Origin of the sequence: Kribbella sp. HUAS MG21 (assembly GCF_040254265.1) — a bacterium.
In the GTDB taxonomy this organism is placed as follows: domain Bacteria; phylum Actinomycetota; class Actinomycetes; order Propionibacteriales; family Kribbellaceae; genus Kribbella.
Genome location: NZ_CP158165.1, coordinates 4,962,009 through 4,983,472, shown reverse-complemented (window position 1 = coordinate 4,983,472; position 21,464 = coordinate 4,962,009). Strand labels below are relative to the sequence as shown.

Annotated in this window: 20 protein-coding genes; 4 read left to right on the top strand and 16 right to left on the bottom strand. The window is 70.6% G+C overall.

The genetic code is table 11. The annotated features are described in order from the left end of the window. Position 1 precedes the first annotated feature (1 nt). Entirely contained in the window at positions 2-298 is a 297-nt protein-coding gene (gene gatC / locus ABN611_RS24350) for an Asp-tRNA(Asn)/Glu-tRNA(Gln) amidotransferase subunit GatC (RefSeq protein WP_350274544.1), read from the bottom strand. 212 nt (positions 299-510) lie between these two features. On the opposite strand from gatC, the gene ABN611_RS24345 reads away from it, so the two are divergent. Beyond that, positions 511-1,155: an ACT domain-containing protein gene (locus tag ABN611_RS24345; protein WP_350274543.1), complete on the top strand. Its 645-nt coding sequence runs from the start codon at positions 511-513 to the stop codon at positions 1,153-1,155. 680 nt (positions 1,156-1,835) lie between these two features. Here the strand turns inward: ABN611_RS24345 and ABN611_RS24340 are convergent. The 6 genes from ABN611_RS24340 to ABN611_RS24315 form a co-directional block, all read right to left on the bottom strand. Beyond that, positions 1,836-2,060, bottom strand: a complete 225-nt coding sequence (locus tag ABN611_RS24340) for a hypothetical protein (RefSeq protein ID WP_350274542.1) — start codon at positions 2,058-2,060, stop codon at positions 1,836-1,838. Between the two features lie 19 nt (positions 2,061-2,079). Further along, complete coding sequence (locus tag ABN611_RS24335) at positions 2,080-3,516, bottom strand: PT domain-containing protein (protein WP_350274541.1); 1,437 nt, start codon at positions 3,514-3,516, stop codon at positions 2,080-2,082. A gap of 100 nt (positions 3,517-3,616) precedes the next feature. Further along, entirely contained in the window at positions 3,617-5,725 is a 2,109-nt protein-coding gene (gene ligA / locus ABN611_RS24330) for an NAD-dependent DNA ligase LigA (protein WP_350274540.1), read from the bottom strand. Between the two features lie 35 nt (positions 5,726-5,760). Beyond that, positions 5,761-6,738 carry a methionine synthase vitamin-B12 independent gene (locus ABN611_RS24325; RefSeq protein ID WP_350274539.1) on the bottom strand — a complete coding sequence of 326 codons (978 nt, stop codon included), beginning with the start codon at positions 6,736-6,738 and terminating at the stop codon, positions 5,761-5,763. Continuing rightward, on the bottom strand, positions 6,735-7,826 hold the full coding sequence (mnmA, locus tag ABN611_RS24320; protein WP_350274538.1) for a tRNA 2-thiouridine(34) synthase MnmA: 1,092 nt from the start codon (positions 7,824-7,826) through the stop codon (positions 6,735-6,737). Before mnmA ends, ABN611_RS24325 begins: the two co-directional genes overlap by 4 nt. Further along, complete coding sequence (locus tag ABN611_RS24315) at positions 7,826-9,028, bottom strand: cysteine desulfurase family protein (RefSeq protein WP_350274537.1); 1,203 nt, start codon at positions 9,026-9,028, stop codon at positions 7,826-7,828. Before ABN611_RS24315 ends, mnmA begins: the two co-directional genes overlap by 1 nt. Before the next feature lie 135 nt (positions 9,029-9,163). Here ABN611_RS24315 and ABN611_RS24310 point away from each other — a divergent pair, with 135 nt between their 5' ends. Beyond that, complete coding sequence (locus tag ABN611_RS24310; RefSeq protein ID WP_350274536.1) at positions 9,164-10,720, top strand: hypothetical protein; 1,557 nt, start codon at positions 9,164-9,166, stop codon at positions 10,718-10,720. Here ABN611_RS24310 and ABN611_RS24305 read toward each other — a convergent pair. The 3 genes from ABN611_RS24305 to ABN611_RS24295 form a co-directional block, all read right to left on the bottom strand. Further along, a complete protein-coding gene (locus tag ABN611_RS24305) occupies positions 10,689-11,525 on the bottom strand; it encodes an NAD(P)-dependent oxidoreductase (RefSeq protein ID WP_350274535.1) in 837 nt (278 codons plus the stop codon). The genes ABN611_RS24310 and ABN611_RS24305 overlap by 32 nt on opposite strands. A gap of 87 nt (positions 11,526-11,612) precedes the next feature. Beyond that, on the bottom strand, positions 11,613-12,560 hold the full coding sequence (locus tag ABN611_RS24300) for an electron transfer flavoprotein subunit alpha/FixB family protein (RefSeq protein ID WP_350274534.1): 948 nt from the start codon (positions 12,558-12,560) through the stop codon (positions 11,613-11,615). Positions 12,561-12,574: 14 nt separating this feature from the next. Then, on the bottom strand, positions 12,575-13,357 hold the full coding sequence (locus ABN611_RS24295; protein ID WP_350274533.1) for an electron transfer flavoprotein subunit beta/FixA family protein: 783 nt from the start codon (positions 13,355-13,357) through the stop codon (positions 12,575-12,577). A 286-nt stretch (positions 13,358-13,643) separates the two neighbouring features. Here ABN611_RS24295 and ABN611_RS24290 point away from each other — a divergent pair, with 286 nt between their 5' ends. Then, a complete protein-coding gene (locus ABN611_RS24290) occupies positions 13,644-14,495 on the top strand; it encodes a PRC and DUF2382 domain-containing protein (RefSeq protein ID WP_350274532.1) in 852 nt (283 codons plus the stop codon). A gap of 138 nt (positions 14,496-14,633) precedes the next feature. Beyond that, positions 14,634-15,362, top strand: a complete 729-nt coding sequence (locus tag ABN611_RS24285) for a class I SAM-dependent methyltransferase (RefSeq protein WP_350274531.1) — start codon at positions 14,634-14,636, stop codon at positions 15,360-15,362. Here the strand turns inward: ABN611_RS24285 and ABN611_RS24280 are convergent. The 6 genes from ABN611_RS24280 to ABN611_RS24255 all read right to left on the bottom strand — a co-directional run bounded on the left by ABN611_RS24280 (position 15,349) and on the right by ABN611_RS24255 (position 21,420). Then, positions 15,349-16,548 carry a hypothetical protein gene (locus tag ABN611_RS24280; RefSeq protein ID WP_350274530.1) on the bottom strand — a complete coding sequence of 400 codons (1,200 nt, stop codon included), beginning with the start codon at positions 16,546-16,548 and terminating at the stop codon, positions 15,349-15,351. The genes ABN611_RS24285 and ABN611_RS24280 overlap by 14 nt on opposite strands. 1 nt (position 16,549) lies before the next feature. Further along, positions 16,550-17,497 (bottom strand): acyltransferase, encoded by a 948-nt coding sequence (locus tag ABN611_RS24275; protein ID WP_350274529.1) that lies wholly within the window; start codon positions 17,495-17,497, stop codon positions 16,550-16,552. Positions 17,498-17,506: 9 nt separating this feature from the next. Next, positions 17,507-18,487, bottom strand: a complete 981-nt coding sequence (locus ABN611_RS24270; protein WP_350274528.1) for a class I SAM-dependent methyltransferase — start codon at positions 18,485-18,487, stop codon at positions 17,507-17,509. Further along, positions 18,487-19,266: an enoyl-CoA hydratase-related protein gene (locus ABN611_RS24265; protein ID WP_350274527.1), complete on the bottom strand. Its 780-nt coding sequence runs from the start codon at positions 19,264-19,266 to the stop codon at positions 18,487-18,489. Before ABN611_RS24265 ends, ABN611_RS24270 begins: the two co-directional genes overlap by 1 nt. Positions 19,267-19,357: 91 nt before the next feature. Next, positions 19,358-20,401 (bottom strand): Gfo/Idh/MocA family oxidoreductase, encoded by a 1,044-nt coding sequence (locus tag ABN611_RS24260; RefSeq protein ID WP_350274526.1) that lies wholly within the window; start codon positions 20,399-20,401, stop codon positions 19,358-19,360. Beyond that, a complete protein-coding gene (locus tag ABN611_RS24255; RefSeq protein ID WP_350274525.1) occupies positions 20,398-21,420 on the bottom strand; it encodes a Gfo/Idh/MocA family oxidoreductase in 1,023 nt (340 codons plus the stop codon). Before ABN611_RS24255 ends, ABN611_RS24260 begins: the two co-directional genes overlap by 4 nt. Positions 21,421-21,464 lie beyond the last annotated feature (44 nt).

Below are 21,464 nucleotides of genomic sequence, written 5' to 3'. Positions count from 1 at the left end.
TTCAGTCCTCCTCCAGAATCCGCGGCACCCGGAAGCGCTGCTCCTCCGCGGCCGGCGCGCCGGACAGCGCCTGCTCGGGCGTGAGGCACGGGACGTTCTCGTCCGGGCGCATCACGTTGGTCAGCGGCAGGGCGTGCGAGGTCGGCGGGATGTCGTCCGCCGCCACCTGGCTGACCTGCCCGACCAAGGTGATGATCTGGTCGAGCTGCGGCGCGAGGTGGTCGAGCTCGTCGTCGGTGAGCTCGATCCGCGCCAGTCGCGCCAGGTGCGCGACCTCTTCGCGGGTAATCGATGGCATGAACTGATCCAATGGTTCGCAGGACTTCCGCAGCGTTTTCCGCCGCGACCCCGTCATCCTAGTGGCCCGCTGTGACAGGTGCGTGTCCTCGCCCCCTCGGCTGTGGACAACGTACGGATGAGATGGGCGCGCGTGTCGTGTCCTACCGCTCTGTAACATGGGCCGCGACAAGGCGTTACGCGCAAGGTGATCGGCTGGGAGATGATCGTTCGGTGTTCCTGCTGCGCTTGATCATCCCGGACCGGCCCGGTTCGCTCGGCACCGTGGCGACGGCGCTCGGCGAGGTGAACGCGGACATCCACGCGATCGAGATCGTCGAGCACCGCCGCGAGAACGGCACGGCCGTCGACGACATCGTGGTCGACCTGCCGCCCGGCGTGCTGCCGGACCGCCTGGTGTCGGCGTGCAACGGCGTACCCGACGTCGAGGTGATCTGGTTCTCCCGGTACGGCGCCGGCGGCGGGCTGCACATGGACCTCGAGGCGGTCGAGCAGATGACGTCCGCGCCCGCGGACGCGATCGACATCCTGGTCGAACAGTCGCCCGCCGTCCTGCACGCGGACTGGGCGGCGCTGCTGGACGGCACCGGCAGCGAGGTGAAGGTCGCGCTGGAGACGAGTGCGACGCCGGAGTTCGGCGACGTCGCGGGCATCTGGCTGCCGCTGGAGAAGGCGACGACGCTGGAGGCCCCGGACCACAAGGGCCTCGCGGAGTCCGTCCTGGTCGCCGCGCCCCTGGAGTCCGACCGCCGCATCCTGGTGATCGGCCGCCGCGGCGGCCCGGAGTTCCTCGGCTCCGAGGTGGCCCGCCTCTCCTACCTGGCCTCCCTGGCCGTCACCATCCGCGCCACTTCCTGACCTGGAGAGATATGGGGAGCTTCAGGCTCCCATCTCCTGTCCGCTGTGCAGCGCGCGTTCAATCGTTTGTTGGCAGCTTCCAGGACGGCGCTGACCGGCCGGAATCACCGTGACCGATCCGTCGCCCGTCCTCGCAGACCTTGGCTCGCGCGCCTGGGGCTGACCAGGCGGGCGTACCGTTCGACGCAACCCTCGAGTGACAGCCGGGGCGGAAGCCGGTCGGCGCTCCGGTTCGTCGAGTCGTGGATTCTGGCAGAGCGCTGCAGCCACGTTCCACGACTGGGCCAACCGGCCCGGAACCCTCTTCCACGAGTCGGCGACCAAGCAACACCAGCGGGTCGGGTGGGGGAAGATTTCCCACCCGGATGGGGAAGAAGTACTCCCCAAGTCAGCTCAGGGCGCTTCGGACACAGCGTCGCCGTCAGTCCGGCTGCCGGACCTGCAAGGGAACCTAGCCGAGCTGTTCGCCGGAGTAATCGGGCTTGCTATCCGCGCGGTTTCCGCCGGCAACCTCGTCCGCACCAGAGCCTCGTCCGACACGCTTGTGTCGAACAGGCGAACGACAGCTGACCACTGAAGCCAGCCAACTCTCTCAGAATCTCTTCTTTATCTTTTTGCTCTTTATCGCTTTGAAGGCTACTCAAACATCCTGAGTAACCCTTCTCCAACCCCTACCCGCCTCAGGTGAACTGGAAGTAGGCGAGGGCCCAGAGGCCGGCGATGATCAGCAGGATCACGATTCCGATCAGGGAGACGATCAGGATCGCCTGGCTGTTGCTGCCGTTGCCGTCCGGGAGGTCGAACTGGGTGGGGCCCCAGGCCCCGCCGCCGTCGACGCGTTGGGCCGCCTCGGGCGGTGGCTGTGCCACCGTCCGGGCCTCCCGCTTCTCCCGGGGGAACTTCACTCCGGCCTCCGTGCCCCGCTCAGGCGTAGAACGACTCGTACCGGATCGAGATCCGCTGCGACTTGTAGCTGCTCGAGTCGCTGCCGTCGATCTCGACCTTCCAACCGCCGACATAAGCAGCGTACGGCTTCCCGTCGCTGTGCGCCTGGATGTACGACTTCACCGCGGCCGCGTTCCCGCCCTTGAGGACGCCGAACGTGTCGTTCAGCACCGAGGTCATCGCGTTCTTCACCGCGCTGCCCTCGCCGTAGACGCTGACCTCGATGTCCTTGATGCCCTCGCCGCTGCGGGCGTAGGAGTACACCCGCTGCGAGCCGTACTGCCCGACCTCCTTCTTGCACGAGGAGGTGCAGACGTAGCCCTTGCCCTTCAGCGCCGCGGTCAGCTGCGCCTGGGTGGTGTCGAAGTTCTGGTCGGGCAGGTCCAGCGCGTCCTCGCCGGACTTGTGACCGGACAGCCGCAGGCTCTCACCGGAGTTGCTGAGCTGGAGCTCGCCCCAGCTGGTGCCGACCTCTTCGGACCGCTGGCCGGTCTTCACCGCGTCCTGGACCTTCTTCACCGAGTCGGCGCCGAACGCGTCGTTGCCGACCGCCTGCAGCACCTGGTCGAAGGCGACCTGGGCGTTGTTGTTGTTGTCCGAGTCCTGGGCCGCGACCCGGATGGCGATGATGTTGCCGTCGGAGCCGAACTGGAAGATCGCCTCGGCGTCCTTGCGGCCGTCGGTCTTGAAGCAGCCGCGGTGCGCGCCCTGCGCGGTGTTGAACAGGTCGCTGCAGCCGAAGCCGATGCCCTGGAGCTTCTCGGTCGCGGCCTTGGCCTGGCCGGTCGCGTTGCCGAGCTCACCACTGGAGACGGGGGCGCCGGTCGGCGACTCCGTCGGGTTGCCGCCGGTCGGCTGACCGGTGCTGGGCTCGGTGCTGGGCTGGGTCGTCGGGGTGTCGTCGCCGCCGAACGCGCGGACACCGAGGAAGATCAGCAGGCCGATCAGTACGACGCCGACCACGCCGCCGCCGATCACGAACGGCAGCTTGTCCTTGCCGATGCCACCCGGACCCTTGCCGCCCGGACCGCCCGGCTGCCACTGTCCCGGCTGTCCGCCCTGCTGCTGGTGCCAGCCGCCCTGCTGCTGACGCTGCCCCCAGGACTGCTGCTGGTAGGCGCTGCCCTGCTGCGGCTGTCCCCAACCGCCGGCCTGCTGACCGGGCTGACCCTGCTGACCTGGCTGGCCGGGCTGCTGGCCCCAGCCCTGCTGCGGCCGGTCCTGCGGAGGCTGGCCGTACGAAGGCTGGCCTTGCGGCTGCTGCGGCTGACCCCAGCCACCACCCTGGCCCGGAGGCTGCTGTCCCCAGCCGCCCTGCTGTGGTGGCTGCTGAGGGCCACCCTGTCCCCCGTGCTGCCCGCCTGGCTGGCCCCCCGGCTGCCCAGGACCCCACGGTCCCTGCGGCGGCGTCGTCATAGATTGCTCCTTCTGACCCAGATGTCGACGTGCAAAGTTAACAGTCGGACGGCTCAGCACCGCCGCCGGATCCGTCCGGCGACGAGATCGTGGGAAATTCTTACGGCTGGCCGGCGGTGGGTGTGGTCGCCACTCCGGCGGCCGCCTCCGGGCCGTCGTCGAGCAGCACCCGGAAGCCGGCGGCGTCCAGGATCGGTACGCCGAGCTGGACGGCCTTGTCGTACTTCGATCCCGGCGAGTCACCGACCACCACGAACGAGGTCTTCTTCGACACCGAGCTCGCGGCCTTCCCGCCGCGCCCGACGATCGCCTCGGTCGCCTCGTCGCGGCTGAATCCCTCGACCGTCCCGGTGACCACGACCGACAGCCCGGTCAGCGTCTGCGGCAGCGACGGGCCGGTCCGCTCCTCGCGCATGACCACGCCCGACGCCTGCCACTTGTCGACGATCGCCTGGTGCCACGGCACCTGGAACCACTCGATCATCGCCTGCGCGATGGTCGGCCCGACACCCTCGATCCCGGCCAGCTGCTCCTCGCTCGCCGCCCGGACGTCGTCGATGTTGTCGAACACCTCGGTCAGCGCGGCCGCCGCGGTCGGTCCGACGTGCCGGATCGAGAGCGCGACCAACGCCCGCGACAGCGGCTTGGCCTTCGCTTCCTCGAGGTTGGCGATCAGCTTGCGGGCGTTCGCCGACAGCGCCCCGGCCTTGGTGGTGAAGAACGCGCTCCCCGCGAGCTTGTCCTCGGTCAGCGCGAACAGGTCGCCCTCGTCCGCGATCAGCTCGCCGCGGATCAGCGCGTCGGCCGCCTTGAACCCGAGCCCTTCGATGTCGAACGCGGACCGCCCGGCCAGGTAGAACAGCCGCTCGCGCAACTGGCCCTGGCAGTACTGCGAGTTCGGGCAGCGGATGTCGACGTCGGACTCCTTGGCCGGCGCCAGTTCCGTGTCGCACCACGGGCAGCGGGTCGGCATCTCCCAGGCCGGCAGTCCCTCCGGGCGCAGGTCCACCACCGGTCCGAGCACCTCGGGGATCACGTCGCCCGCCTTCCGCAGTACGACGGTGTCGCCCGGGCGCACGTCCTTGCGCGCGACCTCCTTGGCGTTGTGCAGCGTCGCGTACTCGACGGTGGAGCCGGCGACGCGGACCGGCTCCATGTGCGCGAACGGGGTGACGCGGCCGGTGCGGCCGACGTTCACCTCGATCTCGATGAGCTTGGTGTTCACCTCTTCCGGCGGGTACTTGAACGCGATCGCCCAGCGCGGGGCGCTCGACGTGGAGCCGAGCGCGCGCTGCAGGTCGACCTCGTCGACCTTCACCACGACGCCGTCGATCTCGTGGTCGACGGAGTGCCGGTTCTCGCCGTAGTACGCGATGAACTCGTTGACCTCGTCGAGGGTGCCGACCCGGCGGGCGCGGTCGCTGACCGGCAGGCCCCACGCCTTGAGCTGCTCGTACGCCTCGGAGAGCCGGGCGATGTGGTGGCCCTCGACCTTGCCGAGGCCGTGCACGACGAAGCGCAGCGGGCGGCCGGCGGAGACCCGCGGGTCCTTCTGGCGGAGCGAGCCGGCGGCGCTGTTGCGCGGGTTGGAGAACACGGCCTTGCCGGCCTCGACGAGCTGGGCGTTCAGCTCCTCGAAGTCCTCGACCCGGAAGTAGACCTCGCCGCGGACCTCCAGGAAGGCCGGGAAGTTGTCGCCGTGCAGCTGCTCCGGGATGCTCTTGATCGTGCGGACGTTGGGCGTGACGTCCTCACCGGTGCGGCCGTCGCCGCGGGTGGCGCCGCTGACGAGCTTGCCGTTCTCGTAGACGAGGTCGAGCGCCAGGCCGTCCACCTTCAGCTCGCAGAGGAAGCCGCTGTCGTGGATCTGCCGGGCGGTGACCTCGCGCTCGAGCCGCTTGGCCCAGGCCTCCATCTGCTCGGCGGAGAACGCGTTCGCCAGGCTCTCCATCCGGCTCGGGTGCTGGACCGGCGTGAACAGGGTCGAGACCGGCGCGCCGACCTTCTGCGTCGGCGAGTCCGGCGTCCGGAGCTCGGAGTACCGCTCCTCGATGTCCTGCAGCTCGTGCATCAGCGCGTCGAAGTCGGCGTCCGAGATGATCGGACTGGCCAGGTAGTACCGCGCCCGGTGGTCCTCGATCTCCTTGCTCAGCGCCGCGTGCCGCTCCCGCACCTCCGCCGGCGCCCCGCCGATCTCCTCCGTACTCATGAGAAGAATTTAGCGTGCGGCACCGACAGTTTCGGCTAGCTGTCGGCCGCTTCGGTGACGACGTCGGCGATGTCGCGGAGGAGTTTGAGGCGGGATCTGGCGTCGGCGGGGGTGGTTGCGGCGGCCAGGCCGCAGGCCGGGGTGAGGACGAGCGAGGTGAGGAGCGCGGGGTCGAGGCCCAGGTCGCGCCAGCGGCGGATGAGGGGGTCTGCGGCCTGTTCCGCCTTCGGGAGCGGGCCGGTGGTTGGTACCAAGCCCGCATAGATGGTGGTCCCGGCTTCGGACGCGGCGGCGAGCTGGTCCCAGGCGGCGGTGTTCAGCAGCGAGATGTCGACCGCGACCCCGGCGGCGCCGGACTTGGTGAAGACCTCGATCGGCGGCCGTGCGGCGCAGCAGTGCACGATCGTCGGCGCAGTACCGGTGAACAGGCTCAGCAACTCAACAGCACCAGGACCGTCGACCGACCGGTGCTTGCTCCACCCGGACGCCGTCGGCACAGCTCCGGCCAGTACGGCGGGCAGCCCGGGCTCGTCCACCTGCAACAGCACCTCGGCACCCGGCACCCGCTTGCGTACTTCGGCCACGTGCTGCTGCACCCCGTCGGCCAGCGCCTGCGCCAGGTCCCGCCGGGCCCCGTGGTCCGCGAGCACCTTGTCACCCCGCGGCCGCTCCACCGCAGCAGCCAGCGTCCACGGCCCGGTCACCTGGATCTTCAGCCGGCCCTGGTACCCGTCGGCGTACTCCTCCAGCACGTCCAGGTCCTCCAGCAGCAGCGCCCGCGCCCGCCGCTGGTCCAGACTCGCACGCGCGTCACCACCACCGGTCAGCCGCCACCCGACCGGCTGCAGGTCGGCCGCCAGCTCCGTCAGCACGGCGACCGTCCGGCTGAGCATGTCGCCGTACGGACGCGCCGGAAGCTCCGGCAGGAACGGGATGTCGACCAGCTCGAGGACGGCGCGCGTCCACTCCCGGATGTCGTCGCCGGGGACGGACCCCAGCCCTGTGGTCGTCATACTGCCGCGGTCACCCGCTGCACGCTGTCGATCGTCGCGGAGCCGATCACCCGCGTCCCGTCGTACAGCACGACCGCCTGGCCGGGCGCCACCGCCGAGGTGGGCTCGTCGAACGACACCTGCACCTGGTCGCCCAGAACAGTGGCGGTGACGGCCACCTCCTCGCCGTGGGCGCGGAGCTGAGCTGTCGCCTGCAGCTCGGCCGTGGGCGCCGGCCCGCACCAGCGCGGCTTCGAGGCGGTGAGCCGCGAGACGGCGAGCTCCTCGCGCGACCCCACGGTCACCGTGCGGTCGACCGGGCTGATGTCGAGCACGAAGCGCGGCTTGCCGTCGGGCGCCGGGGTACCGATCCGCAGGCCCTTGCGCTGCCCGATCGTGAATCCGTGCGTGCCCTGGTGCTCGCCGAGCTTGTTGCCCTGCGCGTCGACGATGTCGCCGGGCGCGTCGCCGAGCTGCTTGCTCAGGAAGCCCGGAGTGTTGCCGTCGGCAATGAAGCAGATGTCGTGGCTGTCCGGCTTGGCCGCCACCGACAGCCCGCGCCGCTCGGCCTCCTCGCGGACCTCGGTCTTGACCGTGTCGCCGAGCGGGAAGAACGCGTGCGCGAGCTGCTGCTGGGTGAGGACGCCGAGCACGTAGGACTGGTCCTTGGCCGGATCCACCGCCCGGTGCAGCTCCCGCGACCCGTCCGCCAGGTCCACGATCCGCGCGTAGTGCCCGGTCGCGACCGCGTCGAAGCCCAGCGCCAGCGCCCGCTCGAGTACGGCGCTGAACTTGACCTTCTCGTTGCAGCGCAGGCAGGGGTTCGGCGTCCGGCCGGCGGCGTACTCGCTGACGAAGTCCTCGACGACGTCGGCGTGGAAGCGCTCGGCCAGGTCCCAGACGTAGAACGGGATGCCGATCACGTCGGCGGCCCGGCGGGCGTCGCGGGAGTCCTCGATCGTGCAGCAGCCGCGCGCGCCGCTGCGGTACGACTGCGGGTTCCGGCTGAGCGCCAGGTGCACTCCGGTGACGTCGTGCCCGGCCTCGGCCATCCGCGCGGCCGCGACCGCCGAGTCGACCCCGCCGGACATGGCGGCGAGTACCCGCATCAGCTGTTCCTTCCCACGTTCTGCAGACCGGCGGACTTCGCCCGCTCCACGACCGGCCCGATGGTCTCCAGTACGGCGTCGACGTCGGCGCGCGTACTCGTGTGCCCGAGGGTGAACCGGAGCGAGCCGCGGGCCCGCTGGTCGTCGTACCCCATGGCCAGCAGCACGTGGCTGGGCTCGGCGACCCCGGCGTTGCACGCGGATCCGGTCGAGACCTCGATCCCGCGCGCGTCGAGCAGCAGCAACAGCGAGTCGCCCTCGCAGTCGCTGAAGGACAAGTGTGCGTTACCGGGCAAGCGGTCGACGGGGTCACCCGACAGCAGCGCGCCCTCGACGGTGCCGGTGATGCCGGCGACCAGCGCGTCCCGGAGCCCGGCCAGCCGCACCGCCTCGTCGGCCTGCTGCTTGATCGCGTGCTCGGCCGCCACCGCGAATCCGGCGGTCGCGGGCGCGTCCAGGGTGCCGGAGCGGACGTCGCGCTCCTGTCCCCCGCCGTGCAGGATCGGCGTCAGCTGCGTCTCCTTGTGGACGACGAGCGCCCCGATCCCGTACGGACCGCCGAGCTTGTGCGCGGACACCGTCATCGCGTCCACACCGAGCTCGCCGAAGTCGACCGGCACCTGCCCGATCGCCTGCACCGCGTCGGTGTGCACCGGTACGCCGTACTCCTGTGCGATCGCGGCGACCTCGCGGACGGGCTGGAGCGTGCCGACCTCGTTGTTCGCCATCATCAGCGTGACGAACGACACCGAGTCCGGGTCGCGCTCGACGGCCCGGCGTACGTCGTCCGGGTCCACGCGGCCGAGCTCGTCGACGGGCAGCCACTCGATCTCCGCGCCCTCGTGCTGCCCGAGCCAGATCGCCGGGTCGAGGACGGCGTGGTGCTCGATGCCGCTGAGCAGGATCCGCCGGCGGCGCGGGTCGGCGGCCAGCCGGGACCACCACAGGCCCTTGAGCGCGAGGTTGTCCGCCTCGGTACCGCCGGAGGTGAACACGATCTCGCTGGGCTGCGCCCCGAGCGCCGCGGCGAGTGCCTCGCGGGCCTCTTCGACCGTCCGGCGTGCGCACCGGCCGGAGCCGTGCAGTGACGACGCGTTACCGGTCCGCGCGAGGTGATAGGTCATCGCCTCGATCGCGGCCGGGAGCATGGGGGTCGTCGCCGCGTGGTCCAGGTACACCGTGCGACGGTCGGATGCAGTCATATCGGTTTCAAGGGTAGTTCCGGCGGCCTTGTTCCCGCTCGCCGGGGATTTCCCGGGTGCTTCCGGCATCGGGCAGGATGACCCGCTGACACGCGATCCTTCCGGAGAGCGACGTCCGGCGAGAGAGGCGGGGACATGTCCGACTGGTGGACCGAACGGCGGCAGAACCAGCAGCTCGAGAACCTCGAGAGCGAGATGTCGTACGCCCGGCGCGAGGCGTCCAGCCTGCGCTCGCAGCTGTCGAAGATCCAGGGCAGCCTGCAGAGCAAGGTCGACAGCCTGTCGCGCGCCTTCGACGCGTTCGTCGAGCTGTCCGACCTGCGGCACGAGACGGCCGGCTTCGTCAGCTCCGCGGAGCTCCGCCGCTACGCCACGCGCGTCCTCACCGCGATGGCCTCGTCCACCGAACTACCGCCTGCGGGTGCGCCCGTTCCGCAGTACTGGCTGGACCCCGCGGTCGGCGCCTTGATCTCGCTGCACGCCGGCACGCCCGACGAGGAGGCGATCAGTACTGCGCTCAAGCTCGACGAGCGCCGTACGTCGATGTTCCTGGCGCTGGCGCTCGCGGCGCTCGGACAGCGGCACCAGGTGCGGACGGAGTGGCTGGACGCGGCGTTCGGCGTACCGGCGGCGGACGGGACGCTGACCCGGGTGCAGCGGGTGCTGTGGACGACGGCCGCGCGCGGCGGCTTCGGGCCGGACGCGCTGGCGCTCGTGGTGCAGCGGCTGCAGTCTGTCGCGGCTGCCGAGGGCTGGCTGGCGCGGCTCGAGTTGCGCGGCAGCGCGAGTCCGCAGGGTCCGCACCTCAAGGAGACCGAGGCGCAGGCCGACGCCTTCACCCGGCTGAGCCGCGTTCGGGACGCGGTGGAGGCGATCACCGGCAACACCGCGGCGCGCGAACCCGATCCGGACCTGACCTACCCGGAGGAACGCAAGTCGGACCGTGTCGAAGGCTCCCAGCCCGCCGACAGCGAGCCGGACACGGACAGCTTGGCGGGCATCCTGCGGCTGCTGATCTCCGAAGGCAGCGAACCCGAACGCGAGACGCTCGCGCGCATCGCCGAACTGCGGGCGCAGGTCACCGGGGTCTCCGAGTCGAAGGCGCGGCTCGACGACACCGCCGGTACGGTCGACGCGCTGCTCACCGAGGATCTGGGGCCGTCAGCCGATCCGTATCTGGCGGCGACCGCACTGCGGGTCGTCGGTCCGCTGGTGCTGCCGGCCGTGGAGGACGTCGCGCGGGTCGCGGAGCAGCCCGGGCCGACGCAGGTGTCGGTCGACAGCGGCAAGCACACGATCACCGTCCGGGCCGACGGCCCCGACCAGCTCGAACTCGGCAAGGCGACGACGGCCCTGACCGCGACCGCCGGCGTCGCCACCACGGGTCAGCGCGCGACTCCGATCGCGCTGCTGGCGGGCGGCGCACTGTGCGCGATCGTGCTCGGGCTGCTGCTGCACTGGTTCTGGATCGTGGTGGGCCTGGTGGTGATCGGCTTCGGCGTCAACAGCTACCTCAGCCTCCGCCGGGCCCTCACCGCCGACCGGACCCGGGCTGCGAGCGAGGTCGCCAAGCTCAACGAACGCTGCACCACCGCCGCGACGGCCCTCAAGACCTACCTGGACACCGTCGGAACCCGCCGCGCCACCATCACCGCGAACCTCACGGCTGTCCGGGACCACCTGTCCGCCTGAGCTGTCTCCAGGTGCTGTGGTGGGTCCAGCCGATGACGTCGGCCGCGCGCCGGGAGTCGAAGAGGGACGTCGTACCGGGTAGGTCGGTGCGGAGCTCGGTGTCGGGTGAGTACCGGGCGAGCAGGTCCGCGGTCGGCTCGCGGCGGCCGGTGTCCTCGGCGGCGATCACGAGTACGGCGTAGCGGTCCCGGTCGCGCGGCTGCAGTGACAGGACGCACGCGCGGGCGGCTTCGGCGAGGTCGACGTACCCCCAGAGGTTGCGGCGGTTCTCCTCCGGCGGCGCCTCCGCGATGTAGCGCCGTACCTCTTCGGGGGTGAGGATCCAGTGGAAGCGGAGTGCGGTGACCTGTACGCCGCGGCGCGCGTAGGACTGGCCCATGCGTTCGAGGACGTCCTTGGTCAGCGCGTACGGGTCGACGTACCGGAGTTCGGTGTCCTCGTCGACCGGGACGGACGGCGTACCGATCTCCTCGGGCGACCAGGCGGTGCCGTAGATCGAGCCGCTCGACGCCAGGACAGCGGCGCGGGCGCCGACCTTCCACGCTTCCTCGAGGGCGTTGAACGTCGTCATCGCATTGATCTCGAACAGGCGGGCCGGCTCGATGTTCTCCGGGGTCGGGATCGCCGCGCAGTGCACGATCGCGTCCACACCGCGCATCGACCGCGCCACGGCTTCCCGGTCCAGCAGATCCACCGGCTCCGGCCCGGTGAGGTCCGCCTCGACCACCTCGTGGCCCGCTGCGATCAGCTGGCGGCAGACCTCCGCGCCCAGCTTGCCCTGTGCTCCGCTGACCCAGATCCGCATCCGCCGCATGCTAGTGCCTCGGCCTGGTCCAGAGACGCGGCAGCCCGGCTCGGGAGGGGAACCGAGCCGGGCTGCTGCCGGGGACCGCTAGGACTTGCGCTTGGTGACCTCTTCGGTGGCGGTCGGGAGGACCTTGTGCAGGTCGCCGACGACACCGAAGTCGACCAGCTCGAAGATCGGGGCCTCGGGGTCCTTGTTGACCGCGACGATCGTCTTCGAGGTCTGCATGCCGGCGCGGTGCTGGATCGCGCCGGAGATGCCGGCGGCGACGTACAGCTGCGGCGACACCGTCTTGCCGGTCTGACCGACCTGGTAGGCGTGCGGGTACCAGCCCGAGTCCACCGCCGCGCGCGACGCACCGACGGCCGCGCCGAGAGAGTCCGCGAAGGACTCGACCGGGCCGAAGTCACCACCGGTACCGCGGCCACCGGACACGATGATCGCGGCCTCGGTCAGCTCCGGACGACCCGTCGCCTCGCGCGGCTTGGAGTCGGTGATCCTCGCGGTCTTGGCGGCGTCGGAGACCGTCACGTCGAACTCCTCCACCTCCGGCGAAGTCTCGGCGACCTCGGGCGTGGCGGCGTTCGGCTTCACGGTGATGATCGGCGTGCCGTGGGTGACCTTGGCCTGGACGGTGTAGTTGCCCGCGAACACCGACTGCGTGGTGACCGGACCCTCCTGCACGTCGACGGCGTCGGTGATCAGCCCGGAGTCGAGCTTGACCGCCAGCCGGGCGGCGATCTCCTTGCCCTCGGCGTTCGACGAGATCAGGATCGCCGACGGCTCGAGCTTCGCCGCGACCTGCTGCAGCGCCTCGGCCTTCGGGGCGACCAGGTACTGCCTGAGCTCCGGGTTCGCCAGGGCGATCACCTTGGTCGCGCCGTACTGCCCCAGCGCCGGCAGGGCCTCCTGCACACCCTCGCCGATGAACACGGCGACCGGCTCGCCGAGCCGGCGCGCGATCGTGAGGAGCTCGGCGGTCGTCTTGCGGACCGTACCCGCGGTGTGGTCAACGAGAACCAGAACGTTCGACATTACTCAGCCGCTCCTCAGAGGAACTTGTTCGTGGACAGGAACTCGACGAGCTGGGCAGCACCGCTGCCGTCCTCGTCGGTGACGATCGTGCCGGCGGTACGCGGCGGACGGGCGGTCACCTCGACCACCTCGGTCCACGCCGCCGAGCCGCCCACCTGCTCCGGGGTCAGCTCCAGGTCGGCCAGCGACCAGGTCTCGACCGGCTTCTTCTTCGCCGCCATGATGCCCTTGAACGACGGGTAGCGCGGCTCGTTCGCCTGGTCGGACACCGACAGCACCAGCGGCAGCGTGCCCTCGATCGTCTCGCTCGCGGTGTCGCCGTCGCGGCGGATCCGCACGGTCCGGCCGTCCACGGTGACCTCGGAGCCCAGCGTGACGGCGGGCAGCCCGAGCCGCTCCGACACCATCGCCGGGATCACACCCATGCTGCCGTCGGTCGACCCCATCCCGAACACGACCAGGTCGGCCTCGAGCTTGGCCAGCGCCTTCGACAGGATCAGCGAGGTGGCGACCGCGTCCGACCCGTGGATCGCGTCGTCGACCACGTGGACACCGGCGTCGGCGCCCATCTGCAGGCCCTTCTTCACCGCGTCGGCGGCCTGCTCCGGCCCGACGGTCAGCACCGTGACCTCGGCGTCACCGGACTCCTTCACGGTGAGCGCGGTCTCGACGGCGTACTCGTCCAGCTCGGACAGCAGCCCGTCGACACCGGCACGGTCCACCGTGTTGTCCTCCGAGCGGAAGCGGCGGTCCGCGGTGGCATCCGGCACGAACTTCGCGCAGACGACGATCTTCATAGCGTGTGGGACCCCTTCTGGTTAACGGTCTCTCCAAGCCTGCCACGGATGTTACTCGCGAGAAACATAAGGCGCGTGCGAGTCCGATCACAGTCCGGCGCAGCCCAGGCTATCGCTCGGCCCGGCTCCGGTCCGCCCACTGTGCCGCATGCCACCGTCAACATCGTGCGGCTGTGCCGCGGAAACGGAAAGAGATGTTCTGGTCACCGGGTGTTTGCTGCCCGCGAGGCCGGGAACCGAGCCCGGCGTTAGTTGCTACGCGCAAACATCACACGGGGTGATAACGATGACCATGCAGGGAATCGAGCAGATCGTCGGTGAGACCGCGTACGACGCGGCCGGCGAGAAGGTCGGATCCGTCGGGAACGTCTACACGTCCGACGCCACCGGCAGCCCGGAGTGGGTGACGGTGAACACCGGCCTGTTCGGCACCAAGCAGTCCTTCGCGCCGCTCGACGGCGCCCACGTCGAGCGCGACGGGCTGCACCTGGCGCCGACCAAGTCGAAGATCAAGGACGCACCACGCATCGACGCGAACGGCCACCTCTCCGACGACGAGGCCACCGAGCTCTACCGCTACTACGGCGTCCGCCTCCCGCAACGAACCGGCCGCCGCCAGCCGGGGTACGGCGACCGCCCCACCGGACGCACCGACGGGCGCGCGGGTACCACGGACGGGCGCACCGGGCCTGCGGACGGGCGGACCGAGATGGCTGGCGGTCCTCAGGACGAGTCGATGATCCGCTCCGAGGAACGGCTCCGGACGGGCACCGAGACCGTCGAGTCCGGCCGGGTCAGCCTGCACAAGTACGTCGTGACTGAGGAGCAGCAGGTCAGCGTGCCGGTTCGTCATGAGGAGGCCCGCGTGGTCCGCGAGCCCCTCGCCGAGGGTGACGCCCGCCGAACGCCGACTGAGCTGGGCGACGAGGACCGCGAGGTCGTCCTCCACGAGGAGCGCCCGGTCGTGGCGAAGGAAACCGTGCCGGTCGAGCGTGTCGGCCTCGAAACCGAGACCGTGCAGGGCGAAGAGCAGGTCTCCGAGACCGTCCGCAAGGAAGAGGTCGAGGTCAAGGGACTCCCCGACGACCACGCCGACCGCCGCACATCCCGCGACCCGAAGCACCACAAGAAGCACTGACCCGACACCGCGACACTGACCCGGCAGCGGCCGATCGTGGGGCTGCGGGCGAGCCGGCCGGGTCCAGAGGGGCTGTGTCCAGGTCCGGGCCGAACGGCCTGGACACAGCCGTCCGCGGTAGGGCCTAGTCTGGCCCGCGTGAGCGAGACGTTACCGCTGACGGGCGAGCGGACTGCGCCTGGGATCTGGCATGAGAACTACTGGTTCGCGCGGCATGACGCCGCCTATCGGTGGATTGTCGGTCAGGTGCCGATCGCGGGACGGATTCTCGATGCGGGATGTGGTGAGGGGTACGGGGCCGAGCTGCTTCGGCGCGCGGGGACGGGTCCGGTGATAGGGCTCGACTATGAAGATACGACGTTGCGGCACGTCCGCCGGGTTTATCCACAGGTGAATGTCGTCCGCGGGAACCTGGTGCAGACGCCCTTCGCCGACAGGACTTTCACGACCCTGACGTCCCTGCAGACGATCGAGCACCTGTGGGAGCAGCCGCGGTTCGTCGCCGAATGCGCGCGCATCCTCGCGCCCGGCGGCACGCTGGTCCTCAGTACGCCGAACCGCCTGACGTTCCCGAGCGGCAACTGGTACCACACGCGCGAGCTGACGGCCGCCGAGTTCGCCGAACTGCTCGCGCCGCACTTCGAGATCACCCAGGCGCTCGGCCTCCACCACGGCGCCCGCCTGGCCGCGTGGGAGACGCAGTACGGCTCCTGCGTGGACGCACAACTGTCCGCCGAGCACGACCAGTGGGACGACAACCTGGCCGCGCTCGTGCGGAGTACGACGTACGCCGACTTCGAGATCCGCCCGGGCGACCTGGACGAATCCCTCGATCTGATCCTGGTGGCCAGGCCTACGGGCGGATGATGCGTTCGACGATCTTGCCGGCGATCAGGTAGACCAGCGCCGCGATCCCCCAGTTCACCAGCAAGGTGTTCTTGGCGGTCTCCAGGCGGAACAGGTCCTTGAACGGCCCGACCAACTCGTGGCCGCGTTCCAGGATCCAGCGGACGATCTCGTTGCTCTGGTTGGTCTGGTCGAGCGCGGTGAACAGCGCGCCCAGCGCGAGGACCGCGGCCGCCAGCACGGCGACCAGCCAGACCAGCGACGCGATCAGGTTGCGCAGCTTGCGGACGCCGGAGCCGACCGAGGACAACGCCTGCTTGCCCTTGCCGGAACCCGACGATCCCGAGGCGCCGCCGCGCGCGGTCGGCGGCTTGTTGCCGGAGGCACCCTTCGCGCCGCCCTTCGCACCCGCCTTGGTCGCGGCACCCGCCGCCCCACCGGACGCCGTACCAGCCGCGGAACCAGACGCGGCACCAGCCGCCGTACCAGCGGAACCCTTGCCGGCGCCTTCCGGCCGAGCGGCCGCGGCGCCCTCCGAGCCCGCCGCACCCGCTCCCGCCGCACCTGATGCCGCCGCGGACTCCGCGTCCGCGGAACCGGATGCCGAACCGGTTTCGGCTCCGGCCTCCGACGCCGCCTTCTCCCGGGCCCGCTGTTCCGCCACGATCTCCGCCGCGGTCTTCGGGCGCGCGGTCTTGGTCGCGGTCGCCGTACCGCTGGCGGCAGCCTCGCTACCAGTCGCGGCACCAGCCTCACCGTCCGCGGGGCCCGTGCTCACGGCCGGCGTCGCGCCGGCCTCGGCGGCCGCGGCCGTCGCCTTCTCGTCCTGCGTACCCACGTCGTCCATCTCCTCAGCCGGGGTCCGTTGCTCGTCCGTGGCCCCCGCGGCGGCCGGCGGTCTCCTACGCCGGCTGACCGGGACCGGGCGGGGCGACAACCGGCGACGGGCGCCCGCCACCGGTGCCGCCGCCGTACTGCCGTCCGTTGCCTGTGCTTCCGGATTCACGTTTGCGTTCACGCCCATGTGTGGTTCGTTCGTTTCAAGCACTGGTTCCAACGTAGCGCCGCCGGGTGCCGGGGCAGGCACGACCGGGACCGGGTCGACCGCGCGGGTCCGCGCCTGGGTGATCGACCCGTCCGCCGCGGCCTGGTCGAGCAACGACCGGGCAGCCTGATCGGGCCCGCTCGGTGCAGCCCGGTCAGCCACGCTACTTCTCCTCTCCGATGCTCATCCGATCGCCGAAGCGCTCGCCGGTCCGGTCGTGGGCGTCCGACCGGATGTGGGGGCCATAGTGCCCGACTGGTGAGTAACTTGAGAACCCCTCGGGGCTCTCTTTTTCACCACCTGCTTCTACCTCATCACCACCCGCATCCCCCGGCGCCACGCTCCGCCCGCCCCCAACCGGTTCGGCGGGAGGTGTTGTGGGCAGGTTCGCGGACGGGTCCGCGGGAGGGGCGGTGGGGTGCTCGGCGGGAAGTTCGCCGGAGTGGAGGCGGGCGGTGGTGCGGGTGTTGGCTTCGGCCAGGCCGGCGAGGTATTCGCGGCGTTCGGCGTCGGCTTCGTAGCGGGTGGTGCGGTCGGCGAGGACCTTGGCGGGGACGCCGGCGGCGACGGAGTACGGCGGGATGTTGCCGCGGGCAACGCTGTTCGCGCCGATCACCGAGCCGCGGCCGATGTCGGCGCCGCGGGTGACCGTCACCTTCGTGGCCAGCCAGCAGTCCGGGCCGATCCGGACCGGCGACTTCACCAGGCCCTGGTCCTTGATCGGCAGCGTCAGGTCCTCGGTCTTGTGGTCGAAGTCGCAGATGTACGTCCAGTCCGCGATCAAGGTGGACGCGCCGATCTCGATGTCCAGGTAGCAGTTCACCGTGACGTCGCGCGCGAACACCACCTTGTCGCCGATCCGCAGCGTCCCCTCGTGCGCCCGCAGCCGGGTCTCGTCACCGAGGTGCACCCACTTGCCGAGCACGATCCGCCCGTGCCCGGGCCGCGCCACGATCTCCAGGTGCTTGCCGAGGAACACGAACCCCTCGGTGATCACCTGCGGATGGCGCAGCTTGAACCAGGCGAACCGCCAGTAGCGCTTCAGGTAGTACGGCGTCCACGCCCGATGGCGCACCACCCAGCGCAGATTCGCCACGGACAGCAACCGCATCAGCACACCCTACTGTTCTGGATTCCTTCCCCGCCCCGCCGCCCCGGTCGGGGCTACTCCAGTGATGGAGACGTTGTAGTAAAGCTCGTCCGGCACAACGGCAGACAGCGCCTTGTCCACCTTCGACAGCTGCAGCCACGACTTGTACGCGAACATCCGCCACCCGAACCCGAGCTTCTGCTCCGGTACGGCGGCCTCGAACGTCCGGATCGGCCACCCGACCCACGCGGCCAGCAGTTCCTCCGTCACGGTCTTCACGTCCGCGGCACCGGCACGCGTCGCCGTCCGCGCCAGCGTGTCCGGGTCGAAGGTGTGCAGGTCCACGACCGCCTCGAGCGCGGCCGCGCGCGACGACTCGTCCAGCTCCTCCTGCGGCCGCCGCCAGTGCGCGAGCGCGGGCAGCTTGGTGACGTTGGTGGTCGCCCACCACGTGAACCGCGACAGCCGCCGCGCCACGAAGTCGCCGTACCGCGTGGGCTCGCCGCAGATCACGAACCGGCCGCCGGGCTTGAGCACGCGCAGCATCTCGCGGAACGCCAGTTCGACGTCCGGGATGTGGTGGATGACCGCGTGGCCGATGACGAGGTCGAAGGTGTCGTCGTCGTACGGGAGCTTCTCCGCGTCCGCGACCCGGCCCTCGATCGCGAAGCCGAGCGTCTTCGCGTTCTTCTTCGCGGCCTCGACCATGCCGGGCGACAGGTCGGTGACGTGCGCCTCGTCGAGGACGCCGGCCAGCTTGAGGTTCAGCGTGAAGAAGCCGGTGCCGGCGCCGATCTCGAGCGTCTTGCCGTACGGCCAGCCGCGGGTGCCGGCGATCGTGGTGAAGCGGTCGCGGGCGTAGTCGACGCAGCGTTCGTCGTACGAGATCGACCACTTCTCGTCGTACGTCGACGCTTCCCAGTCGTGGTACAGCACCTGGGCGAGCTTGTTGTCGTTCCAGGCCGCCTCGACCTGTTCGGCGGTCGCGGCCGGCTTCTCAGTAGCAGACATCACTTTCCCTTGAACTCAGCTTTACCGGGGCCGTTCTCGACGAAGGACTTCATGCCGATCGCCCGGTCCTCGGTGGCGAACAGGGCGGCGAACTGCTGCCGCTCGATCTCCAGTCCGGTGGTCAGGTCGACGCCCAGGCCCGTGTCGATCGCTTCCTTGGCCGCCCGCAGCGCCATCGCGGCGCCGCGGGAGAACTGCGCGGCCCAGGCGACGGCGGCGTCGTACACCTCGGCGGCCGGGACGACCTTGTCGACCAGGCCGATCGCGAGCGACTCGGCGGCGTCGACGAACCGGCCGGTGTAGATCAGGTCCTTGGCCTTCGACGGTCCGACCAGGCGGGACAGCCGCTGGGTGCCGCCGGCGCCCGGGATGATGCCGAGCAGGATCTCCGGCTGGCCGAGCTTGGCGTCGTCGGCGGCGATCCGGTAGTCGGCGCAGAGCGCGAGCTCGCAGCCGCCGCCGAGCGCGTACCCGGTGATCGCGGCGACAGTCGGCTTCGGGATCGCGGCGACCGCGGACAGCGAGGACTGCAACGGGCCGGAGCGCTTGGCCATGTCGGCGTACGACATGTCGGCCATCTCCTTGATGTCCGCCCCGGCCGCGAACACCCGCTCGCCGCCGTAGATCACCACGGCGCGCACGTCGTCGTTCGCGGTCGCCTCCAGCGCGGCGGCCCGGATCTCCTCCTGCACCTGCACGTTCAGCGCGTTCATCTTCGGCCGATCCAGCCGGATCGTCCCGACCCCTTCACTCACGGTGAGGCTGACGAACTCGCCCATGCTTCCACTCCCTACGGTTCCCGGGGCCTACCGGTCGGTCACATCCCCGGGAACCGTACCTGACAGGAGCAGGCGGTTGTACTACGGGACCTTAAAGATCGACCGCTTGGCCGGATGCCGCGGAGCGGCGGGCGGCGTCGACGATCTTCAGGGTGCGGAGGCCTACGGCGCCGTCGGGTTGGGGGACGACGGCCGGGGGCTGGCCGGGCTTGGCGGGGCCCGAGGTGCGGACGGCGTCGAGGAAGGTGTCCAGGAGGGACGCGTCCAGGTTGCCGCCGATCGGGAGGTAGACCTCGCCGGACGGGTCCGTGCCGCCGACGTGCGGGAGGAACGGCTCGATCTCCACCGAACCGTTGGTGCCGGTCACCTGCAGCGACACCCCGCCCCACGTCGGGCCGTTGTCCGGCACGCTCCACGAGCAGTCGATCGTCGCCAGCAGCCCGTTGTCGTAGTTGATCGTCACCAGACCGCCGGTCTCCACCTCGACGCCCTTGTCCTGGTGCAGGATCCGGTTCGCCGCGGCGTACACCCGGGTCGCGTTCGCGCCGCCGGTCAAGCCGTCGATGAGGTCCGCGCAGTGCACGGTGTGGTCGACGAGCGCGCCGCCGCCGGCCAGCTTCGCGTCGGTGAACCACTGCCGCGCGTCGTACGGGATCTTCCCGTTGTTCGTGCCCAGTACGGCGAACACCTCGCCGAGCCGGCCCGCCTCGACGTTGGCCCGCAACTGCGCGTACTCCGGAGCGAACCGCACCGGGTACGCGATCATCAGGATCGTCCCGGCCGCCTCGCAGGCGGCGAGCATCGCTTCGCCGTCCGCGACCTCGGTGGCCAGCGGCTTCTCGCACAGCACGTGCGCACCGACCGCGGCGGCCCGCTCGACCAGTGCGCGGTGACCGGCGTTCTCGGACGTCACCACCACCGCGTCCGGGCCCCACGCGAACAGCTCGTCGTACGAGTCGACGTACGGGATGCCGAACTGCGCCGCGAACTCGGCGCCCCGCGGACCGGCGTCCGGCGCCGCGGCGCCGTCCGGGTCGGCGGACAGTACGTCAATGCCGGGCATCGAGGCGAGCAGGTGCGCGTACGAACCCGCGTGCACGTGTGCGAACGATGCGATCGCGACCTTCAGCGTCATGCCACTGCTCCCGTCGAGACGAAGGTCTTCATGTCAACCGGCTGCCCCGACTCCATCGAGGCGCGCGCCGCCTCGGCCAGGTAGACCGCGGTCGCGCCGTCGCCCGCGAGCACCCGCGCCTCCGGCCCGCCCCGCAGACAGACCGCGAACTCCCGCAGCTGCGTGAGGTAGGGGCTCTCCCCCAGCGACGACTCGGGGATCAGCAGGTCACCGGCGGTCGCGCCGTTCTGCAGCTCCTCCTTGTAGCCGGTGTTGCCCTCCGACGTGAACTTCAGCACGCCCTTGTCGCCCGCGACCGAGAAGCCGGTCTGGAACGTCGTACCGGTCGCGCCCCAGGTCGCGCGGCAGTGGCTGATCGCGCCGGACTCGTGCGTGAGCGTCACGTGCGCCGCCACGTTGACCGGGCTGACGCCGTCGACGGTCGGCGGGTTCTGCACGGCGTACACCGTGGTGACCTCGCCGCACAGCCAGCGGGCCTGGTCGAGGTCGTGCACCATCAGGTCCATGATCACGCCGCCCGACCGGGCCACCTCGCGGTACCAGCCCGCACCGGCCGGCGAGGACGCCTGCCGGTAGAAGCGCGCCACCGCGACCTCACCGATCCGGCCGGCCTGGATCGCGTCGTACGCCGCCTTGTACGCCGGGAAGAACCGCACCACGTGCGCCGGGTACAGCTGGACGCCGGCCGCCGCGGCCGCGTCGATCACCTCGTGCGAGTCGGCCGCGGTGAGCGTCAGCGGCTTCTCGCAGATCACGTTCTTGCCCGCCTTGATCGCGGCCAGCGCGATCTCCTTGTGCGTCGCCGACGGCGTGACGATGTCGACGAACTCGGCCTCGGCCAGCACGCCGTCCAGTGTCTGCACGACCTCCAGCCCGTACTGCTCCGCCAGCGCCTCGGCGCCCTCGAGGGAGTAGACCAGGACGCGCGCGCCCACGGCCTTCCAGGACGCGGCGTGGACGCGCGAGATGTTGCCCGCGCCGATCAGACCGACGGTCAGACCGGCCAACTCTTCCGACATGTGTTCCCCTGGGGATGGGTAAATTAGTAACGGTCCTTGCGTAT